Genomic DNA, 15683 nt, shown 5'->3' on the forward strand with positions numbered 1-15683 from the left:
GACAGGCACAAAAAAACCCGGAGGACTGTCGTCTTCCAGGCTTCTTGGTGACCACCAAAGTGGTCGGGGAGACAGGATTCGAACCTGCGACCTCTACGTCCCGAACGTAGCGCTCTACCAGACTGAGCTACACCCCGAAGGGAGCCGCCTATTCTATCCATTCACCCCGATGGCGGCAAGGGGTAAATGGTGTTTCTTCACACTGCCGAAGCAATGGAACCCTTCGGGGAACAAAAAAGCCTGGAAGACTTCACCAGGCTTCAATGCGACCACCGAAGTGGTCGGGGAGACAGGATTCGAACCTGCGACCTCTACGTCCCGAACGTAGCGCTCTACCAGACTGAGCTACACCCCGAAGGAGCCGCCTAAGATACCGTGTGAAGGCCAAGGCGGCAAGGCTTTTTTACAGCTCAGCGACTGTTTTCTTTCTCAAGGCGGTTCCGCTCGCGCGATTCGAACCACATGCCGTTGAGGATGGCCACGGTGGAGGCCAGGCCAGTGCCGAGGATCCAGGCGAAATACCACATGTTCACACTCCTTCATTCGGGGGAGGCACCGACCGCAGGCCGGCGCATTACTCGGTAGGTGCCGACCGTTGGTCGGCGCATTACTCGGTGGGTGCCGACCGTTGGTCGGCGCATTACTCGGTGGGTGCCGACCGTTGGTCGGCACATAGGCAATCCATCAATACGCGTTCGGGTTGTCGCCCATCTCTTCAACCGTCGTCTTGCCCTTCAGCACGCGGTACACCCAGGTGGTGTAGGCGAGGATGATCGGCAGGAAGATGGCCGTGGCCAGCAGCATGATCCACAGCGTGAGGTGGCTGGACGAGCTGTCCCAGACGGTCAGGCTGGAGGTGGGCTGGCTGGAGGACGGCAGCAGGAAGGGGAAGATGGCGAAGCCGACGGTGAGGATGATGCCGGCGATGGAGGCGCCCGAAGCGATGAAGGCCAGGCCGCCGCGGCGTGCACGCAGCAGTACCGCACTGGCCAGCGCCCCCAGCAGGCCCAGCACCGGGAACACGATCGTGGCCGGCATGCTGCTGTAGTTGCGCAGCCAGCCACCGGCAGCGGTGCCGATCGCTGCGGTCTTCAGCAGCGGATTGGTCGGGCCATCGGTCACCACCTGCGAGGTGATCTGGTAGCCGGGCAGGCCGAAGGCCACCCAGACGCCCGCCACGGCAAACAGCACGAAGCTGATGAGCGCGGCGATGCTGCCGTAGCGTGCGGCACGTTCGGCCACCGGGCCGTCGGTCTTGATGACCAGCATGGCCGCACCGTGCGACACCAGCATGGCCACGCTGACGAGGCCGGCGATGAGCGCGAACGGCGTGAGCAGGCCGAAGAACGAACCGGTGTAGGTCACGCGCAGGGTGTCATCGAAGTGGAACGGCACGCCCAGCAGCACGTTGCCCACCGCCACGCCCGCAATCAGGCCCGGCAGCAGGCCACCCACGAACAGCACGCGGTCCCAGTTGTCGCGCCAGCGCTTGGACCGCATCTTGCTGCGGTACTTGAAGCCGACCGGCCGCAGGATCAGGCCGAACAGCATGGCAAACACCGCCAGGTAGAAGCCGGAGAAGCTGACCGCATACAGCGGCGGCCAGGCGGCGAAGATCGCGCCGCCGCCCAGCACCAGCCAGACCTGGTTGCCTTCCCAGACCGGGCCGACGGTGTTGATCACCAGCCGGCGTTCTTCATCGGTTTTCGCCACGAACGGCAGCAGGGTGCCAACGCCCAGGTCGAAGCCGTCCATCACCGCCCAGCCGATCAGCAGGATGCCGAGCAGCAGCCACCAGATCACGCGGAGCGTGGTGTAATCAAGTGCAATGAATTCCATCTGGATTCTCCTGCCTCAGGCCTGTCCGGCAGCGGCTGCAGTGGGGGAAACAGGCCGGATGTCAGCCTGCAGCGTCGGCAGGATGTCGTCCGGGCCGGTGCGGATCGCCTTCAGCATCAGCTTGATCTCGATGATCAGCAGCACCGTATAGAGCGCCGTGAACACCGCCAGCGTGGTCAGGATTTCATGCAGGGCCAGGCCCGATGCCGCGTAGAAGGTGGGCAGCACGCCATCCACCGCCCACGGCTGGCGGCCGTACTCGGCCACGAACCAGCCGCATTCGATCGCGATCCACGGCGCCGGCAGGCTCCACACGGCCAGCCTCAGGAACCAGCGTTTGTCCTGGAAGTTGTTGCGGCACGAGTAGTAGAACGCCAGGGCGAAGAAGGCGATGAGGTAGAAGCCCAGGCCCGCCATGATGCGGAAGGTCCAGAACAGCGGTGCCACGCGCGGCACGGTATCCATCGCCGCCTTGGAGATTTCCTCCGGGGTGGCGTTGAGGATGTCCTCGCGGTAGCGCTTGAGCAGCAGGCCGTGGCCCAGGTCCTGCCAGTGGCGGTCGAACATCTCGCGCGCCTGCAGGTCGGTCTTGTCCTTCTTGATCCGCTCCAGCGCGCCATAGGCGATCTGGCCACCGCGGATGCGGTGCTCGGCGCGTTCCACCAGTTCCAGGATGCCGGGAATCGGCTGGTCCAGCGAACGGGTGGCGATCAGGCCCATCAGGTACGGGATCTTGATCGCGTAGTCGTTCTGGTGGGTGGCCTGGTTGGGAATGCCGAAGGCGGTGAAGTCGGCCGGCGCACGCTCGGTTTCCCACATCGCTTCGATCGCGGCCAGCTTCATCTTCTGGTGCTCGCTGGCGGCGTAACCGCTCTCGTCACCCAGCACCACCACCGACAGCGAGGACAGCAGGCCGAAGGCTGCGGCCACCGCGAACGAACGGCGGGCCATGTCCTTGTGCTTGTTGCGCAGCAGGTACAGGGCGCTGATGGACATCACGAAGATGGCGCCGGTCACGTAGCCGGCGCTGACGGTGTGCACGAACTTGGCCTGTGCCACCGGATTGAGCAGCACGGCAGCGAAATCCACCACTTCCATGCGCATCGTGTCCGGGTTGAACACCGCACCGGTCGGGTTCTGCATCCAGCCGTTGGCGATCAGGATCCACACCGCCGACAGGTTGGTGCCCAGCGCCATCAGCCAGGTGACGGTGAGGTGCTTGACCGGGCTCAGGCGCTTCCAGCCAAAGAAGAACAGGCCGATGAAGGTCGCTTCCAGGAAGAACGCCATCAGGCCTTCGATGGCCAGCGGCGCACCGAAGATGTCACCCACGTAGTGGCTGTAGTACGACCAGTTCATGCCGAACTGGAATTCCATCACCAGGCCGGTGGCCACGCCGATGGCGAAGTTGATGCCGAACAGCGTGCCCCAGAACAGGGTCATCTGCCGCCAGACCTGCTTGCGGGTCATGACGTACACGCTCTCCATGATGGCCACCAGGAAGGACAGGCCAAGCGTGAGCGGTACGAATAGGAAGTGGTACATCGCGGTCAGAGCGAATTGCAGCCGCGACAGTTCTACGACTGTCTGATCAATCATGGCCTGGCTACCTCGTGGATAGTGCCGTTGCGGGTGGCGGGAAGGGTGGTCTACGGGTGAATGATGTGACCGACTACTTCAAACAGCCTTGATCCAGATCAATGTATGAATGGGAACCCAAGAGGATCGTATGCCATTCCCGTGACCACTGCGACCGCCGGCCGCAGGGGGACACTGTTGCCTGCGCCTACAATGCGGGGCATTCCCTGCCATCTGTGAAGACTTTGAGCGCTGCCAAACCCACTGCTGCCGAGCCACCTACCGCAGAAGAAGAATCGGCCCTGCAGCGGCGCGCCCGCACGGCGTGGCTGGCCGGCCTGGCCCATGCCGCACGTGGCCGGCAGCGCCTGGCCGCCCTATGCATCAGCCTCTCCGGCGCCCTGCTGGTCGGCCAGGCCGCCGCGATCGCCTGGCTGGTGCAGACCGTGCTGGTGGAGCGCGCGCCGTTGGCCAGCGGCCTGCCGGTCCTGGCCGCGCTGGCCGTCATCCTGGTGCTGCGCACGCTGCTGGGCAGCGCCACCCAGGCCGCCGCCGGTGATGTGGCCGATGCCGCCCGGCTGGCCCTGCGTGAGCGTGTGTTCGCGCGCCTGCTCGGCCACGGCCCGCTGTGGCTGCGGCAGCGCCGCACCGGTGAGCTGGGCGAGCTGATGCTGCACCACGGCGATGCCATCGAAAGCTATTACAGCGGCTTCCTGCCGGTGCGTACCGAAGTAGTGGTGGTGCCGCTGCTGATCCTGGCCGCGGTGGCCTGGGTCGACTGGGTGGTGGCGCTGATCCTGCTGTTCACCGCGCCGCTGGTGCCGTTCTTCATGATGCTGGTGGGCTGGGGCGCCGAAGCGGCCGGGCGCGCACAGCTGGGTGAACTGGCGCGGATGAGCGGCCACTTCGCCGATCGCATCAAGGGCCTGGGCCTGCTGCGCCTGTATGGGCGGGGCGAGGCGGAACTGGCTGGCATCGAAGCGGCGGCCGAGGGCGTGCGCGTGCGTACGATGAAGGTGCTGCGCATCGCGTTCCTGTCATCCACCGTGCTGGAATTCTTCGCCTCGGTGAGCGTGGCGATGGTCGCGCTCTACCTGGGCCTGAGCTACCTGGGCCTGATGTCGCTGCATGCAGCGGTGCCGACGCTGGGCGCGGGCCTGTTCTGCCTGCTGCTGGCCCCGGAGTTCTACGCGCCGCTGCGGCGGCTGGCCGCGCATTACCACGACCGCGCCAACGCGCTGGCCGCAGCGGCCGAGGTGGAGCGCCTGTTGCTTTCGCTGCCGGACGAGCCGGTGATGGCCGAGGTGCCGGTGGCACCGCTGGCGGTGGAGCCGGCCGAGGCGGCCTTGCCGCCGGTGCTGGCACAGGGGCTGGTGCTGCGCCCCTTGGGCGCCCCGCAGGATGTGCTGCAGGGCGTGGACCTGCGGCTGGAGCCCGGGCAGCGGCTGGCGCTTGTCGGCCCCAGCGGCTCGGGCAAGAGCACGCTGCTGGAAGCGCTGGCCGGGTGGCTGCCGCCGCGTGCGGGGCGGGTACAGCTGCGCCCTGGCGTGCAGGTGGCCTATGCCAGCCAGCGTCCCTATCTGTTCCATGGCTCGATTGCCGACAACCTGCGCCTGGCCGACCCCGCTGCCAGCGATGCACGCCTGCGCGCGGTGGCCGAGGCGGCGCAGGTGCTGCAGTTCGCCCAGCGCCTGCCCGATGGGCTGGACACCGTGATCGGTGAGCGCGGCTTCGGCCTGTCCGGCGGCGAAGCCCGGCGCATCGGCCTGGCCCGGCTGCTGCTGCGCGACCCGCAGGTGCTGCTGCTGGACGAGCCCACGGCCTTCCTCGACGCCGATACCGAAGCGGCGTTGCTGCGCAGCCTGGCCGCGTACGCGCGCGGCCGCAGCGTGGTGGTGGCCACCCACAGCCCGGTGGTGATCGCCTGGGCCGACCGTTGCCTGCTGCTGCCCGAAGGGCGCCTGGTCGACCCGGCCCAGGCGGTGCGCGCATGAGCCGTTCGCCCGATTCGCTGCGCGCGGTGTTCCTGCGCCACCGGCCGCGCCTGCTGCTGACGGTGCTGCTGCTGTGGATCACCATGCTGGCCGGCACCGCGCTGCTGGGCCTGTCCGGTGGTTTCCTCACCGCCGCCGCGTTGGCCGGTGCGGCAGGGCTGGCGCAGGGTTTCAACTTCTTCTCGCCTTCGGCCGGCATCCGCGGGCTGACCATGGCGCGCATCGTGTCGCGCTATTTCGAAAAGCTGGTCGGCCACGATGCCACCCTGCGCATCGCCCGCGACCTGCGCGTGTGGTTCTTCCGGCGCGCGCTGCCGCTGGCACCGGCGCGGCTGGGGGCCACGCGCACCGGTGAACTGCTGGCCCGCCTGCTGGGCGATATCGGCGAGGTCGATGGCCTGCTGGTGCGCGCCATCGGGCCGCTGGTGGCGCTGGGTGCGCTGTCGCTGGTGGCGGTGGGCGCGGCGGCGATGATCCTGCCTTCGGCCGCCGTGCTGCTGGCCGTGCTGGCGCTGCTGATCGGCTTCGGCGTGCCGTGGCTGGGCGTGCGCGGGCATGACCATGAAGAAGCCGATCGTGCCGCGCATCGCGCTGCGCTGCGGACGGCTGCATTCGAAGGGCTGGAGGGTGCGGGCGACCTGGCCGCGCTGCATGCCGATGCCGCGTGGCAGTTGAAGGTGCGCGTGGCGGCCAAGCAGCTGGCCTCGCGCGACCGGCGCCGGCGCTGGCGGCTGATCGCGGCGTCCACCCTGCATGGCCTGGTGGCCGGGCTGGGCCTGGTGGCGATGCTGGCGCTGGCCCTGCATGCGGCAGAACAGCAGCGCATTCCTGCGGAGATGGCCGCCGGGCTGGTGTTCCTGACCGTGGCGATGATCGAGTTGTGGGCGGGCATGGGCCTGGCGTGGCAGTCGCTGCAGTCCGGCCGTATCGCTGCGGACCGCCTGCAGTCCATCGTCGAGCAGGCGCCGGCGGTGGAAGATCCGTCGCTGCCGCAGGCGGTGCCGCAGGCCGCCACCGTGCAGTGGGAAGACGTGCATTTCCGCTGGCCGGGCGCGGCGCGGCCGGTGCTGTCGGGCCTGCAGTTATCCCTGGCACCCGGTGAGCGCATCGCCATCCGCGGCGACAGCGGCAGTGGCAAGACCACGCTGTCCAGCCTGCTGCTGCGCCTGTGGGATCCGCAGCAGGGGCGGTTGAGCTACGGCGGACACGATCTGCGCGGGTTCGCCAAGGCCGATTGGCATCGGCAGCTGGCGTGGTTGCCGCAGAACGCGCCGGTATTTGCCGGCACGGTGGCCGAGAACCTGCGGCTGGGTGACCCCGACGCCGGCGATGACGCCCTGTGGGCGGTGCTGCGCCGCGTGCGCCTTGGTGAGTGGGCCGAGCGCAATGGCGGTCTGGAGGCATGGGTGGGCGAGAACGGCGCGACGATGTCGGCCGGGCAGGCGCGGCGCCTGGCATTGGCGCGGGCGCTGCTGCGCAATGCGCCGATCCTGCTGCTGGACGAACCGACCGAAGGCCTGGATGTGGATACCGCGCGCGCGCTGTTGCAGGATCTGGCTGGCCTGCTGGAGGGGCGCAGCCTGTTGATGATCACCCACGACGACCTGCCCGACGGCGTGGTGGATGCGCAGTACCGGTTGCGTGATGGCGTGCTGGAGCGCGAAGCGTAATCGCCGCGGATTTACCTATGCTGTCCTCCCGAGGTAGCGCCGGGCCATGCCCGGCGGCCGTTTGCGTGATGGCGTGCCGGCCGGCACATCCACGCATGGCGTGGATCTACACCCCTCCGGGTGGTTACCGCGTGAATTCGCGCAGCATCACTGCGATCGATGCAACGTTCGCCACCACGCACAGCCAGAACACCCACTGGAATTCCGCCTTGCGGTGCTTGTGGCGGAACAGCGCCTGGCCCAGCAGCGCCCCCGGCCAGCCACCGGCGAACGCCAGCAGCTGCAGCGTGCGTTCGGGAACGCGCCACTGCCTGCGCTGTGCCGCGCGCTTGTCATGCCCGTACAGCCCGAACGACACCGCGCTGGCCAGCAGGCACCAGCCGCCCAGCCACAGCGGCAGCACCGCGCAGAGCGTCAGCGCGACCAGCGCGCCGAACGCGGCCAACGCCAGGTTGCGCCGCCAGGCCACTTACAGCGCGTCGAGGAAGCCGCGCACGGCCGGGCCGAAGCGGTCGAAGTCGACCAGGAAGGCGTCGTGGCCCTGCGGTGAATCCAGACCGATGAACTGCGCATCGGCGCCGCCGGCACGCAGGCCGTCGGCGACCTGTTGCTGCTGCTGCACCGGGAACAGGATGTCGGTGTTGGCGCCGATGGCCAGTGCCTTTTCGACACGGATCTGTGCCAGCCCCGCCAGCACGTCCCCATGGGCATACTCGGCCAGGTCGAACCAGTCCATCGAGCGGCTCAGGTACAGGTAACAGTTCGGATCGAAGAAGCGCACGAAGCGTCGTGCATGGCCTTCGAGGTAGCTTTCCACCTGGAACTCCAGCCCGAACGGGTCATCGTCGGTCTGGTCCGAATCCAGCCGCACGCGGCCGAAGCGGCCATCCCATTCCAGCGCGGAGCGATAGGTGATCACGCCCAGCTTGCGCGCCATGCGCATGCCCGATTCGGGGTAGTCGGTTTCGGTGTAGCGCCCACCGTTCCACTGTGGGTCCAGGCGGATGGCTTCGCGCTGCAGCGAGCGGATGGCAATGGAGAACGGTAGTGCCTGTGCGCTGCCGGAAATGTTGACGTGGCTGCGAGCGATACCCGGCTGCAGCATCAGCACGGCCAGCGCGGTCATGCCGCCCATCGAATTGCCGACCACACAGGCCAGTTGCTCGATGCCCAGGGCATGCACCACCTCGATGGCGGCGCGCGCACCGTCTTCCACCGACAGTTCCGGGAAATCGAGGCGATAGGGTTCGCCGGTGGCCGGGTTCTGCGACGCCGGGCCGGTGGAGCCCTTGCAGCTGCCCAGCGAATTGACGCAGACCACGAACCAGCGGTCGGTATCGATGGGCTTGCCGGCGCCAACCATTGCTTCCCACCAGCCCGGGGCCGGGTTGCCGGCGTTGGCGGCGGCGTGCGCGTCCGGCGACAGGCCGGTGACGATCAGGATCGCATTGCGACCGTCGGCAGCCAGGGTGCCCCAGGTTTCATAGGCCACGCGCGCGCCGTGCAGTGCGCCGCCGCGCTTGAACGGGAAGGGCGAGGGCAGGGCATGGAAGCGGGTGCCGGGCGGGATGAATTCGGTCATGTGGGCATTCTAGCGGGGCCGCCTGTGCAGCTGGCGACACGCTGGTTTCCATTGGGGCCGGTATCCACGCATGGCGTGGATCTACTGTAGAACCGAGCCCATGCTCGGCTGCAGGTCACGGGAACCGCAACTCGACCACGCCGTCATGCGGCAGCTTCACCCGCACCACGTCGCTCTGCAGGTCGCCTTCGCTGCGGTTGGCGCTGCCGCTGCGCGAAATGCGTGCCAGCACCTCCACTTCGGCGTGCGCCGACAAGGGGGCGGTCGGCATCGGGCTGTCATCGTCACCCAGCCCGACCGTGGCCGGGAAATCCGCCAGCGGCAGCTTGCGTGCGGCCACCGGCATCGGCGGGCCGCCGACGGCGCGGGCGAGCACGAAGACCTGGGTGGTCGCCGGCCAGTCGCCCTGCGCCAGCGATGCGGGCAGGTGTACGCGAACCTGCAGCAGCGCGGGTGCATCCGCGGCCGGTGCCTGTGGGGCCTGGCCCGCAGCCTCGCGGGCGATGGCGATCTGCGCCTGCAGGGCCTGCGCAGCACCGGGCTCCAGGCGCGGCAGCAGGCTGCTCCAGACATCGGCGGCCTCGGCGTTCTTTCCGCGCTGGCGCAGGGCGATGCCGAGCAGCCAGCTGGCGCGCTCCGCGTCCGGTGCCAGGCGACGCGCCTGTTGCAGCCAGTCCATCGCGGTGTCATCGAACTGCTTGCCGGCATCGGCCTGGGCGCGCGCCTGTGCGGCTTCCACCAGCACACCCGCATCATCCGGGGCGAGGGCCACGGCGCGGGCGAACGCCTCGGCGGCGGCTGCGGTGTTGCCCAGCTCACTCTGCGAACGGCCGAGCAGTGCCCAGCCATCGGCGCGCTGCGGATCGCGCTCAAGTGCCTGCTGCAGTGCGCTCACGCCATCACGCAGGGTGGCCACCGACGGTGCCGGCTGCATGCGTGCGGCGCGCGGGTCGCCCACCAGCAGGTACAGGCAGGCGCCAACCACGCCCAGTGCCAGCACGCCCAGCATGAAACCGCGACGGCCCTGCTGGCGCAGCGGCCACAGCACCAGTGCGGCCATCAGCGCAGCCACCAGGCCAGCCAACACCGGCAATGCGTTGCTCACCAGCCATCTCCTTCGTCGGTGTTGCCGGCCGGTGCAGGCTCCACGTGGCGGCCCCGGCGGCGGACGATGCCCAGCACCACCAGGCCGCCGGCACCCAGCAGCAGCAACGGGCCGCCCCACAGCAGCCAGGTACCCGGCTGCAGCGGCGGCTGGTACAGCACGAACTCGCCGTAACGGGCCACCAGGAACTGCTTGATCTGCGCGTCGTCGTGGCCCTGCTGCATCAGCTGCAGCACCTCGCGGCGCAGGTCCTGGGCGATCTGTGCGTTGGAATCGGCCAGCGACTGGTTCTGGCACTGCACGCAGCGCAGCTGCGCGGCCAGGTCGTGGAAGCGCGATTCTTCGGCAGCGTCGCGGAAGGCGAGGGGGCGCGGGTCGTGCAGCGGCTGCTGGGCCAGCGCCGGCAGCGCTGCGGCCATCAGCAGCGCAAGCAGCAGCCCGCGGCCGCGCTTATGGATTGCCGTGCAGGCCGGCATCGGCATTGCCCTGGGCCTTCTCGATCTTCTGCAGCGCCGGGATCAGCTTCTCATCCACCACCTGCTGGGTCATCGCGCCGCTGTACTTCCAGCGCACGATGCCACTGCCGTCGACCAGGAAGGTTTCCGGCGCGGCGGTCACGCCCCAGTCGATGGCGGTGCGGCCTTCAACATCGCTCAGCACGACCATGAACGGGTTGCCCAGCGTTTCCAGCCAGTGCAACGCGTCGGTCGGTTCATCCTTCCAGTTGTAGCCGATCACGCGCACGCGCTTGCTTTCGGCGAAGCGGGTCAGCACCGGGTGTTCCTCGCGGCAGGCCGCGCACCAGCTGCCCCACACGTTCAGCAGGTAGGGCGCGCCGCGCAGCTCTTCGCTGCGCACGGTCATGCTGGGGTCGTGCAGCACCGGCAGCGCAAAGGCCGGCGCCGGCTTGTCGATCAGCGCCGACGGCAGCACGTCGCGCTGCGGGTCGCCCGATTTCATCACCCCGTAGATCATCAGCCCCAGCAGGCCGAAGAAGAACAGCACGCCGATCACGATGGCTACCGGCGGCAGCGGGCGGGAAGGACGCGGGGCGGGGGACTCGGACATGGAAACTCCTACGGACGGCGGAAACGGCGGTCGGCGGCGGTGATGAATCCGCCCAGGGCCATCAGCAGCGCGCCCAGCCAGATCCAGCGCACGAACGGCTTGATGTGGACCCGTACCGCCCATGCATTGTTGCCCAGCGGCTCGCCCAATGCCACGTAGACATCACCGCTCAGGCGTGCATCGATGCCGGCTTCGGTCATCACCTGGCCGCCGCTGGCGTACTGGCGTTTTTCCGGGTGCAGCAGGGCCAGCTCGCGACCGTTGCGGAACACCCGCAGGTGGCCGCGGTCGGCGGTGAAGTTGGGGCCCTCGCGATGGTCCACGCCCTCGAAGCGCACTTCGTTGCGGCCGACCACCACCTGCTGGCCCGGCGCCAGCGCGACTTCGCGCTGCACGTTCAGCGCTTCCACCAGCAGCGCACCGGCCAGGAAGACCGCGATGCCGGCGTGGGCGACGATCATGCCGAGCATCTCGGCCGTGAAGCGGCCATTGCTGCGCAGGCGCTGCCAGACGAAGCGCGCGGTACCCAGCCCGACCCAGGCGGCAGCGGCCACGCCGAGGCCGGCCTTCCAGCCGTTCTGCGGTGCCTGCCACCAGGCCAGCGCCCCCAGCAGCACGGCCAGCCCCAGCCACGGCGCAAGCAGTGCGAATGCACGCGATGGCTGGTCGCGCTGCCACTTCACCAGCGGGCCGAACGGCAGCAGCAGCACCATCGGTGCCATCAGCAGCAGGAACAGGCTGCCGAAGTACGGCGGGCCGACCGAGATCTTGCCCAGCGACAGCGCGTCGGCCAGCAGCGGGTACAGCGTGCCCAGCAGCACCATCGCGCAAGCCGTGGCCAGCAGCAGGTTGTTGGCCAGCAGCAGGGTTTCGCGCGAGGTGGCGGTGAACCCACGGCGCGGATCACCGGCGTCCACGCTGAGGCCGCTGGCGCGCAGCACGTACAGCAGCAGGCTGCCGCCGACCAGCAGCGAGAGGAAGACGAGGATGAACAGGCCGCGCGAGGGATCGGCGGCGAACGAGTGCACGCTGGTCAGCACGCCCGAGCGCACCAGGAAGGTACCGAGCAGGGACAGCGCGAAGGCGGCGATGGCCAGCAGCAGGGTCCAGCTGCCGAACGTGCCGCGCTTTTCAGTGACGGCCTGCGAGTGGATCAGCGCGGCGCCGACCAGCCACGGCATGAAGCTGGCGTTCTCCACCGGGTCCCAGAACCACCAGCCGCCCCAGCCCAGCTCGTAGTACGCCCACCAGCTGCCCAGCGCGATGCCCAGGGTCAGGAAGCCCCAGGCCACGTTGGTCCACGGCCGCGTCCAGCGCAGCCAGCGCGCATCCACGCGGCCTTCCAGCAGGGCGGCCACGGCGAAGGCGAACGGCACCGCAAAGCCCACGTAGCCCAGGTACAGCATCGGCGGGTGGATGATCAGTCCCGGGTCCTGCAGCAGCGGGTTGAGGTCGCGGCCCTCCAGCGGCGCCGGATTCAGGCGCAGGAACGGGTTGGAGGTAAAGATGAGGAAGGCGAGGAAGCCGACGCTGACCACGCCCATCACCGCCAGCACGCGCGCCTGCACCGGGGCGGGCAGGTGCCGCGAGAACAACGCAACAGCACCGGTCCACAGCGCCAGCACCAGCGCCCACATCAGCAGCGAACCTTCGTGCGCGCCCCAGACCGCCGAGTAGCGGTAGATCATCGGCAGCAGCGAATTGGAGTTCTCGGCCACGTAGCGCACCGAGAAGTCCTGCTGCACGAAGGCGGCGGTCAGTACCGCGAACGCCCCAGCCACCAGCAGCAGCTGGGCGAAGGCGGCCGGGCGCGCCACCGCCATCCACGCCGCATTGCCGCGCTGCGCACCCACCAGCGGCAGGCCGGCCTGCAGCAGCGAGGCCAGCAACGCACACAGCAGCAGGATCTGGCCCAGCTCTGGCAGCACTCAGCGCACCTCGGTGGCCGGTACCGGCACGTCGTGCTTGCGATGGGCATCGCCCATCTTGTCGGCCACTTCCTTCGGCACGTACTTCTCATCGTGCTTGGCCAGCACTTCATCGGCCACGAACACGCCGTCCTGCAGGCGACCGCTGGCGACCACGGCGGTGCCCTCGGCAAACATGTCAGGCAGGATGCGCGAAGTGAGCACGGCCAGCTGGGCGTCGCCGTCGGTGACCTCGAAACGCGCATCGAGCGAACCGACCGGGCGGTTGAACGAGCCCTTCACCACCATGCCGCCGAGACGGAAGCGGGTCTGCGCATCGACGTCGCCACGCAGTACTTCCGACGGGGTGTAGAGGTAGGCGATGTTGCGTTCCAGTGCCATCGCCACCAGCGCGGTCGCCAGGCCGGAGGCGAGCAGGGCCAGCAGCACCCAGGCCAGGCGGCGGCGCTGTACCGGGGTCATCGTTCCAGCTCCGCCGACAGGGGCGGCGCGGCCTGCTGGGCGGTCTGCCGCGCCTGCTGCCGCTGCTGGCGCGACTGTGCCTGGCGGCGGGCGGCGCGCAGGCGCAGCCACGAGCCGATGGCATCGGCCAGCAACACCAGCACGAACACCGCATAGGCGCCGATCACGAAGGGCAGGTGGGTCATCGCCGGGTCTCCTCCACGCGCTGGCCGACCCAGGCCTTGCCAGCCTCGCGGTCGAGGTTGTCGGCGCGTGCCTTGGCCAGCACCGAGCCGGCGAACCAGAATTTGGTGCCGATCACCATCCACCACAGCGGCGCGATCATCGCGCTGCTGATGGCCGAGTCACCGAAGACGCTGATCGACTGGCGCTGGTGCAGGCCGCCCCACCAGTCCACCGAATAGCGGATGACCGGCAGCAGGCTGACGCCGACGATCGCCAGCAGGCCAGCCGCGCGCGCGGCGCTGCGGCGGTCCTCGATGGCGTGGTACAGGCCGATGACGCCCAGGTAGAGGAACAGCAGGACCAGTTCGCTGGTCATGCGCGGGTCCCAGTCCCACCAGGTGCCCCAGGTGCCCTTGCCCCAGATGCTGCCGGTGAGCAGGGTGATGAGGGTGAAGCCGGCGCCCATCGGTGCGCAGGCCATCGCCAGGATCTCGCAGATCTTGATGCGCCAGATCAGCGCGATGGCGGCATACAGCGCCATCAGCGCGAACACGAACAGGCTCATCCAGGCACTGGGCACGTGGATGTAGAGGATGCGGAAGCTGTCCAGCTGGCGTGCCTCCGGCGGCACCACCAGCAGTGCCTGCCACAGGCCCACCAGCAGCACCGGCAGCGCGGCGATGTAGAACACACGCGACCAGCGGGCAGCGAAACGATCGAACGTGGGCGGCGAACCGAGTTGATGGAACCAGCGGACGATCGGATTCATGCGTGACGGCTATCCAGCAAGGGTGGATTGGCTCTCTGCCCGTTCAACTCAGGGAAATACGGATGGCGGCAGCCGTCGCCAGCGGTGCCAGCAGCAACGCGACCACCAGTCCTGCGCCCAGCATCAGCAGCGCACCCACCGGATCCTGCCCGCGACTGGCCGCCGCCAGGCTGCCCGTACCAAACACCAGCACCGGTACGTACAGCGGCAACGACAGCAACGCCACGAGAATACCAGAGCGCCGGATGCCTACGGTCAGCGCGGCGACCACGCCACCGATCAGGCTCAGCACCGGTGTTCCCAGCAGCAACGATGCCAGCAACATCGGCAGTTGGTCATGTGGCAGATGCAGCATTTCCGCCAGCAGCGGGCTGACCACGATCAGCGGCAGCGCGGTGGTGGCCCAGTGCAGCAGCACGCGCACCAGCACCAGCCAGGCCAGCGGCACCGGTGCCAGCAGCCATTGTTCCAGCGATCCATCCTCGGCATCGGAACGGAACAGCGAATCCAACGCCAGCTGCCCGGCCAGCAGCACCGCCAGCCACAGCACCGCACCGGCGGTGGCGGCCAGCGGTTGCGGGTCACGGCCCTGTGCCAGGGCGAACAGCACCACCACCAGCAGGGCGAACAGCACCGGCTGCAGCGCATCGCCACGACGGCGCCACAGCAGGCGCAGGTCGCGCGAAAGCAGGGCGCGGGCGGTCTGCCACAGGCCCGGTTCGGTACCCGGGGCGATCATGCCGCAGCTCCCTGCGTGGTGGCGGGCGGCTGCCCGGGCGCACGCAGTTCCAGCAGGCGCGTGCGGACCGGCGGCGCAGCATAGGCGCCGTGGGTGGTGACCAGGGCGGCACCACCGCCGCGCAGATGGGCCGAAATCATCCGGTTGACCAGGTTGATGCCATCCAGATCGAGGTTGGCGTAGGGTTCGTCGAGCAGCCACAGCGGCGCCGGTGACAGCCAGATGCGGGCCAGCGCCAGGCGGCGTTTCTGGCCGGCCGACAAGTGCCGCACCAAGGTGTCCTCGTAGCCGGCCAGGCCGACGATGGCCAGCGCGCTGCCGGGCATCTGCTTGGCCCGGCGGCCATGCAGGCCACAGAGGAAATGCAGGTTCTCCAGCGTGTCCAGGTCCGGCTTCAGCGCCGGCAGGTGGCTGAGGTAGGCGACATAGCGGGCACGCTCGGCATTGCTGGCCTGCTTGCCGTCAATGCGGACCTGGCCGGCGCCCGGCCGGGCCAATCCCGCCAAAACGCGCAGCAAGGTCGTCTTGCCGGCGCCATTGCCGCCCTGCACCAGCAGCGCCTCGCCGGCGTCCACGTGGAAATCCAGCGGGCCGAACACGGGTTCGTCATTGCGGGAGAAGCTCAGGCCGCTGGCGGCCAGCAATGCTGGGGTGTTCAAGGGGCAGGGGTCTTCGTGCCGGAGTGCGGCGGCAATTGTAGCGATGAATGCCCGTGGTAGTGGCGGGGGGGGGGGGGGGCGGGGCCCCCCCCCCCGGGGGGGGGGGGGGGGGGGGGGTGGCCCCC

The 15683-nt window shown here is 68.8% G+C and carries 16 protein-coding genes and 2 tRNA genes; 2 read left to right on the forward strand and 16 right to left on the reverse strand.

What is annotated here, in order from left to right; all coding sequences use genetic code 11:
- Positions 1-60: 60 nt before the first annotated feature.
- The 5 genes from IAE41_RS15380 to IAE41_RS15400 form a co-directional block, all read right to left on the reverse strand.
- Positions 61-137, reverse strand: a tRNA-Pro gene (locus tag IAE41_RS15380).
- 141 nt (positions 138-278) lie between these two features.
- Positions 279-355 (reverse strand) — tRNA-Pro (locus IAE41_RS15385).
- A gap of 55 nt (positions 356-410) precedes the next feature.
- Positions 411-527, reverse strand: a complete 117-nt coding sequence (cydX, locus tag IAE41_RS15390; protein WP_079222503.1) for a cytochrome bd-I oxidase subunit CydX — start codon at positions 525-527, stop codon at positions 411-413.
- 157 nt (positions 528-684) lie between these two features.
- On the reverse strand, positions 685-1839 hold the full coding sequence (gene cydB, locus IAE41_RS15395; protein WP_200733707.1) for a cytochrome d ubiquinol oxidase subunit II: 1155 nt from the start codon (positions 1837-1839) through the stop codon (positions 685-687).
- 15 nt (positions 1840-1854) lie between these two features.
- Positions 1855-3438, reverse strand: a complete 1584-nt coding sequence (locus IAE41_RS15400; protein WP_200733708.1) for a cytochrome ubiquinol oxidase subunit I — start codon at positions 3436-3438, stop codon at positions 1855-1857.
- 224 nt (positions 3439-3662) lie between these two features.
- Here IAE41_RS15400 and cydD point away from each other — a divergent pair, with 224 nt between their 5' ends.
- On the forward strand, positions 3663-5411 hold the full coding sequence (gene cydD / locus IAE41_RS15405; protein WP_200733709.1) for a thiol reductant ABC exporter subunit CydD: 1749 nt from the start codon (positions 3663-3665) through the stop codon (positions 5409-5411).
- Positions 5408-7081, forward strand: coding sequence for a thiol reductant ABC exporter subunit CydC (cydC, locus tag IAE41_RS15410; protein WP_200733710.1), 1674 nt, complete (start codon positions 5408-5410; stop codon positions 7079-7081). The genes cydD and cydC overlap by 4 nt, the downstream gene beginning before the upstream one ends.
- A gap of 124 nt (positions 7082-7205) precedes the next feature.
- Here the strand turns inward: cydC and IAE41_RS15415 are convergent, their stop codons facing one another.
- The 11 genes from IAE41_RS15415 to ccmA form a co-directional block, all read right to left on the reverse strand.
- Entirely contained in the window at positions 7206-7550 is a 345-nt protein-coding gene (locus IAE41_RS15415; RefSeq protein ID WP_200733711.1) for a DUF1294 domain-containing protein, read from the reverse strand.
- A complete protein-coding gene (locus IAE41_RS15420; protein ID WP_200733712.1) occupies positions 7551-8663 on the reverse strand; it encodes a homoserine O-acetyltransferase in 1113 nt (370 codons plus the stop codon). It abuts the gene before it with no gap.
- A gap of 115 nt (positions 8664-8778) precedes the next feature.
- Complete coding sequence (locus IAE41_RS15425; RefSeq protein WP_200733719.1) at positions 8779-9771, reverse strand: tetratricopeptide repeat protein; 993 nt, start codon at positions 9769-9771, stop codon at positions 8779-8781.
- The gene (locus IAE41_RS15430) at positions 9765-10187 is read right to left on the reverse strand and encodes a cytochrome c-type biogenesis protein (protein ID WP_200733718.1); all 423 of its coding nucleotides are present in this window, start codon (positions 10185-10187) and stop codon (positions 9765-9767) included. Before IAE41_RS15430 ends, IAE41_RS15425 begins: the two co-directional genes overlap by 7 nt.
- A gap of 31 nt (positions 10188-10218) precedes the next feature.
- Complete coding sequence (locus IAE41_RS15435) at positions 10219-10836, reverse strand: DsbE family thiol:disulfide interchange protein (protein WP_079222496.1); 618 nt, start codon at positions 10834-10836, stop codon at positions 10219-10221.
- An 8-nt stretch (positions 10837-10844) separates the two neighbouring features.
- A complete protein-coding gene (locus IAE41_RS15440; RefSeq protein ID WP_200733713.1) occupies positions 10845-12764 on the reverse strand; it encodes a heme lyase CcmF/NrfE family subunit in 1920 nt (639 codons plus the stop codon).
- Complete coding sequence (ccmE, locus tag IAE41_RS15445) at positions 12765-13226, reverse strand: cytochrome c maturation protein CcmE (RefSeq protein WP_079222494.1); 462 nt, start codon at positions 13224-13226, stop codon at positions 12765-12767.
- The gene (ccmD, locus tag IAE41_RS15450; RefSeq protein ID WP_200733714.1) at positions 13223-13411 is read right to left on the reverse strand and encodes a heme exporter protein CcmD; all 189 of its coding nucleotides are present in this window, start codon (positions 13409-13411) and stop codon (positions 13223-13225) included. The genes ccmE and ccmD overlap by 4 nt, the downstream gene beginning before the upstream one ends.
- Complete coding sequence (gene ccmC, locus IAE41_RS15455; protein WP_200733715.1) at positions 13408-14160, reverse strand: heme ABC transporter permease CcmC; 753 nt, start codon at positions 14158-14160, stop codon at positions 13408-13410. The genes ccmD and ccmC overlap by 4 nt, the downstream gene beginning before the upstream one ends.
- 43 nt (positions 14161-14203) lie before the next feature.
- Positions 14204-14899 (reverse strand): heme exporter protein CcmB, encoded by a 696-nt coding sequence (gene ccmB / locus IAE41_RS15460; protein ID WP_200733716.1) that lies wholly within the window; start codon positions 14897-14899, stop codon positions 14204-14206.
- Entirely contained in the window at positions 14896-15558 is a 663-nt protein-coding gene (gene ccmA / locus IAE41_RS15465) for a heme ABC exporter ATP-binding protein CcmA (protein ID WP_079222490.1), read from the reverse strand. The genes ccmB and ccmA overlap by 4 nt, the downstream gene beginning before the upstream one ends.
- Positions 15559-15683: the final 125 nt, after the last annotated feature.

This window comes from Stenotrophomonas sp. S39 (genome assembly GCF_016624665.1).
Lineage (GTDB): Bacteria > Pseudomonadota > Gammaproteobacteria > Xanthomonadales > Xanthomonadaceae > Stenotrophomonas.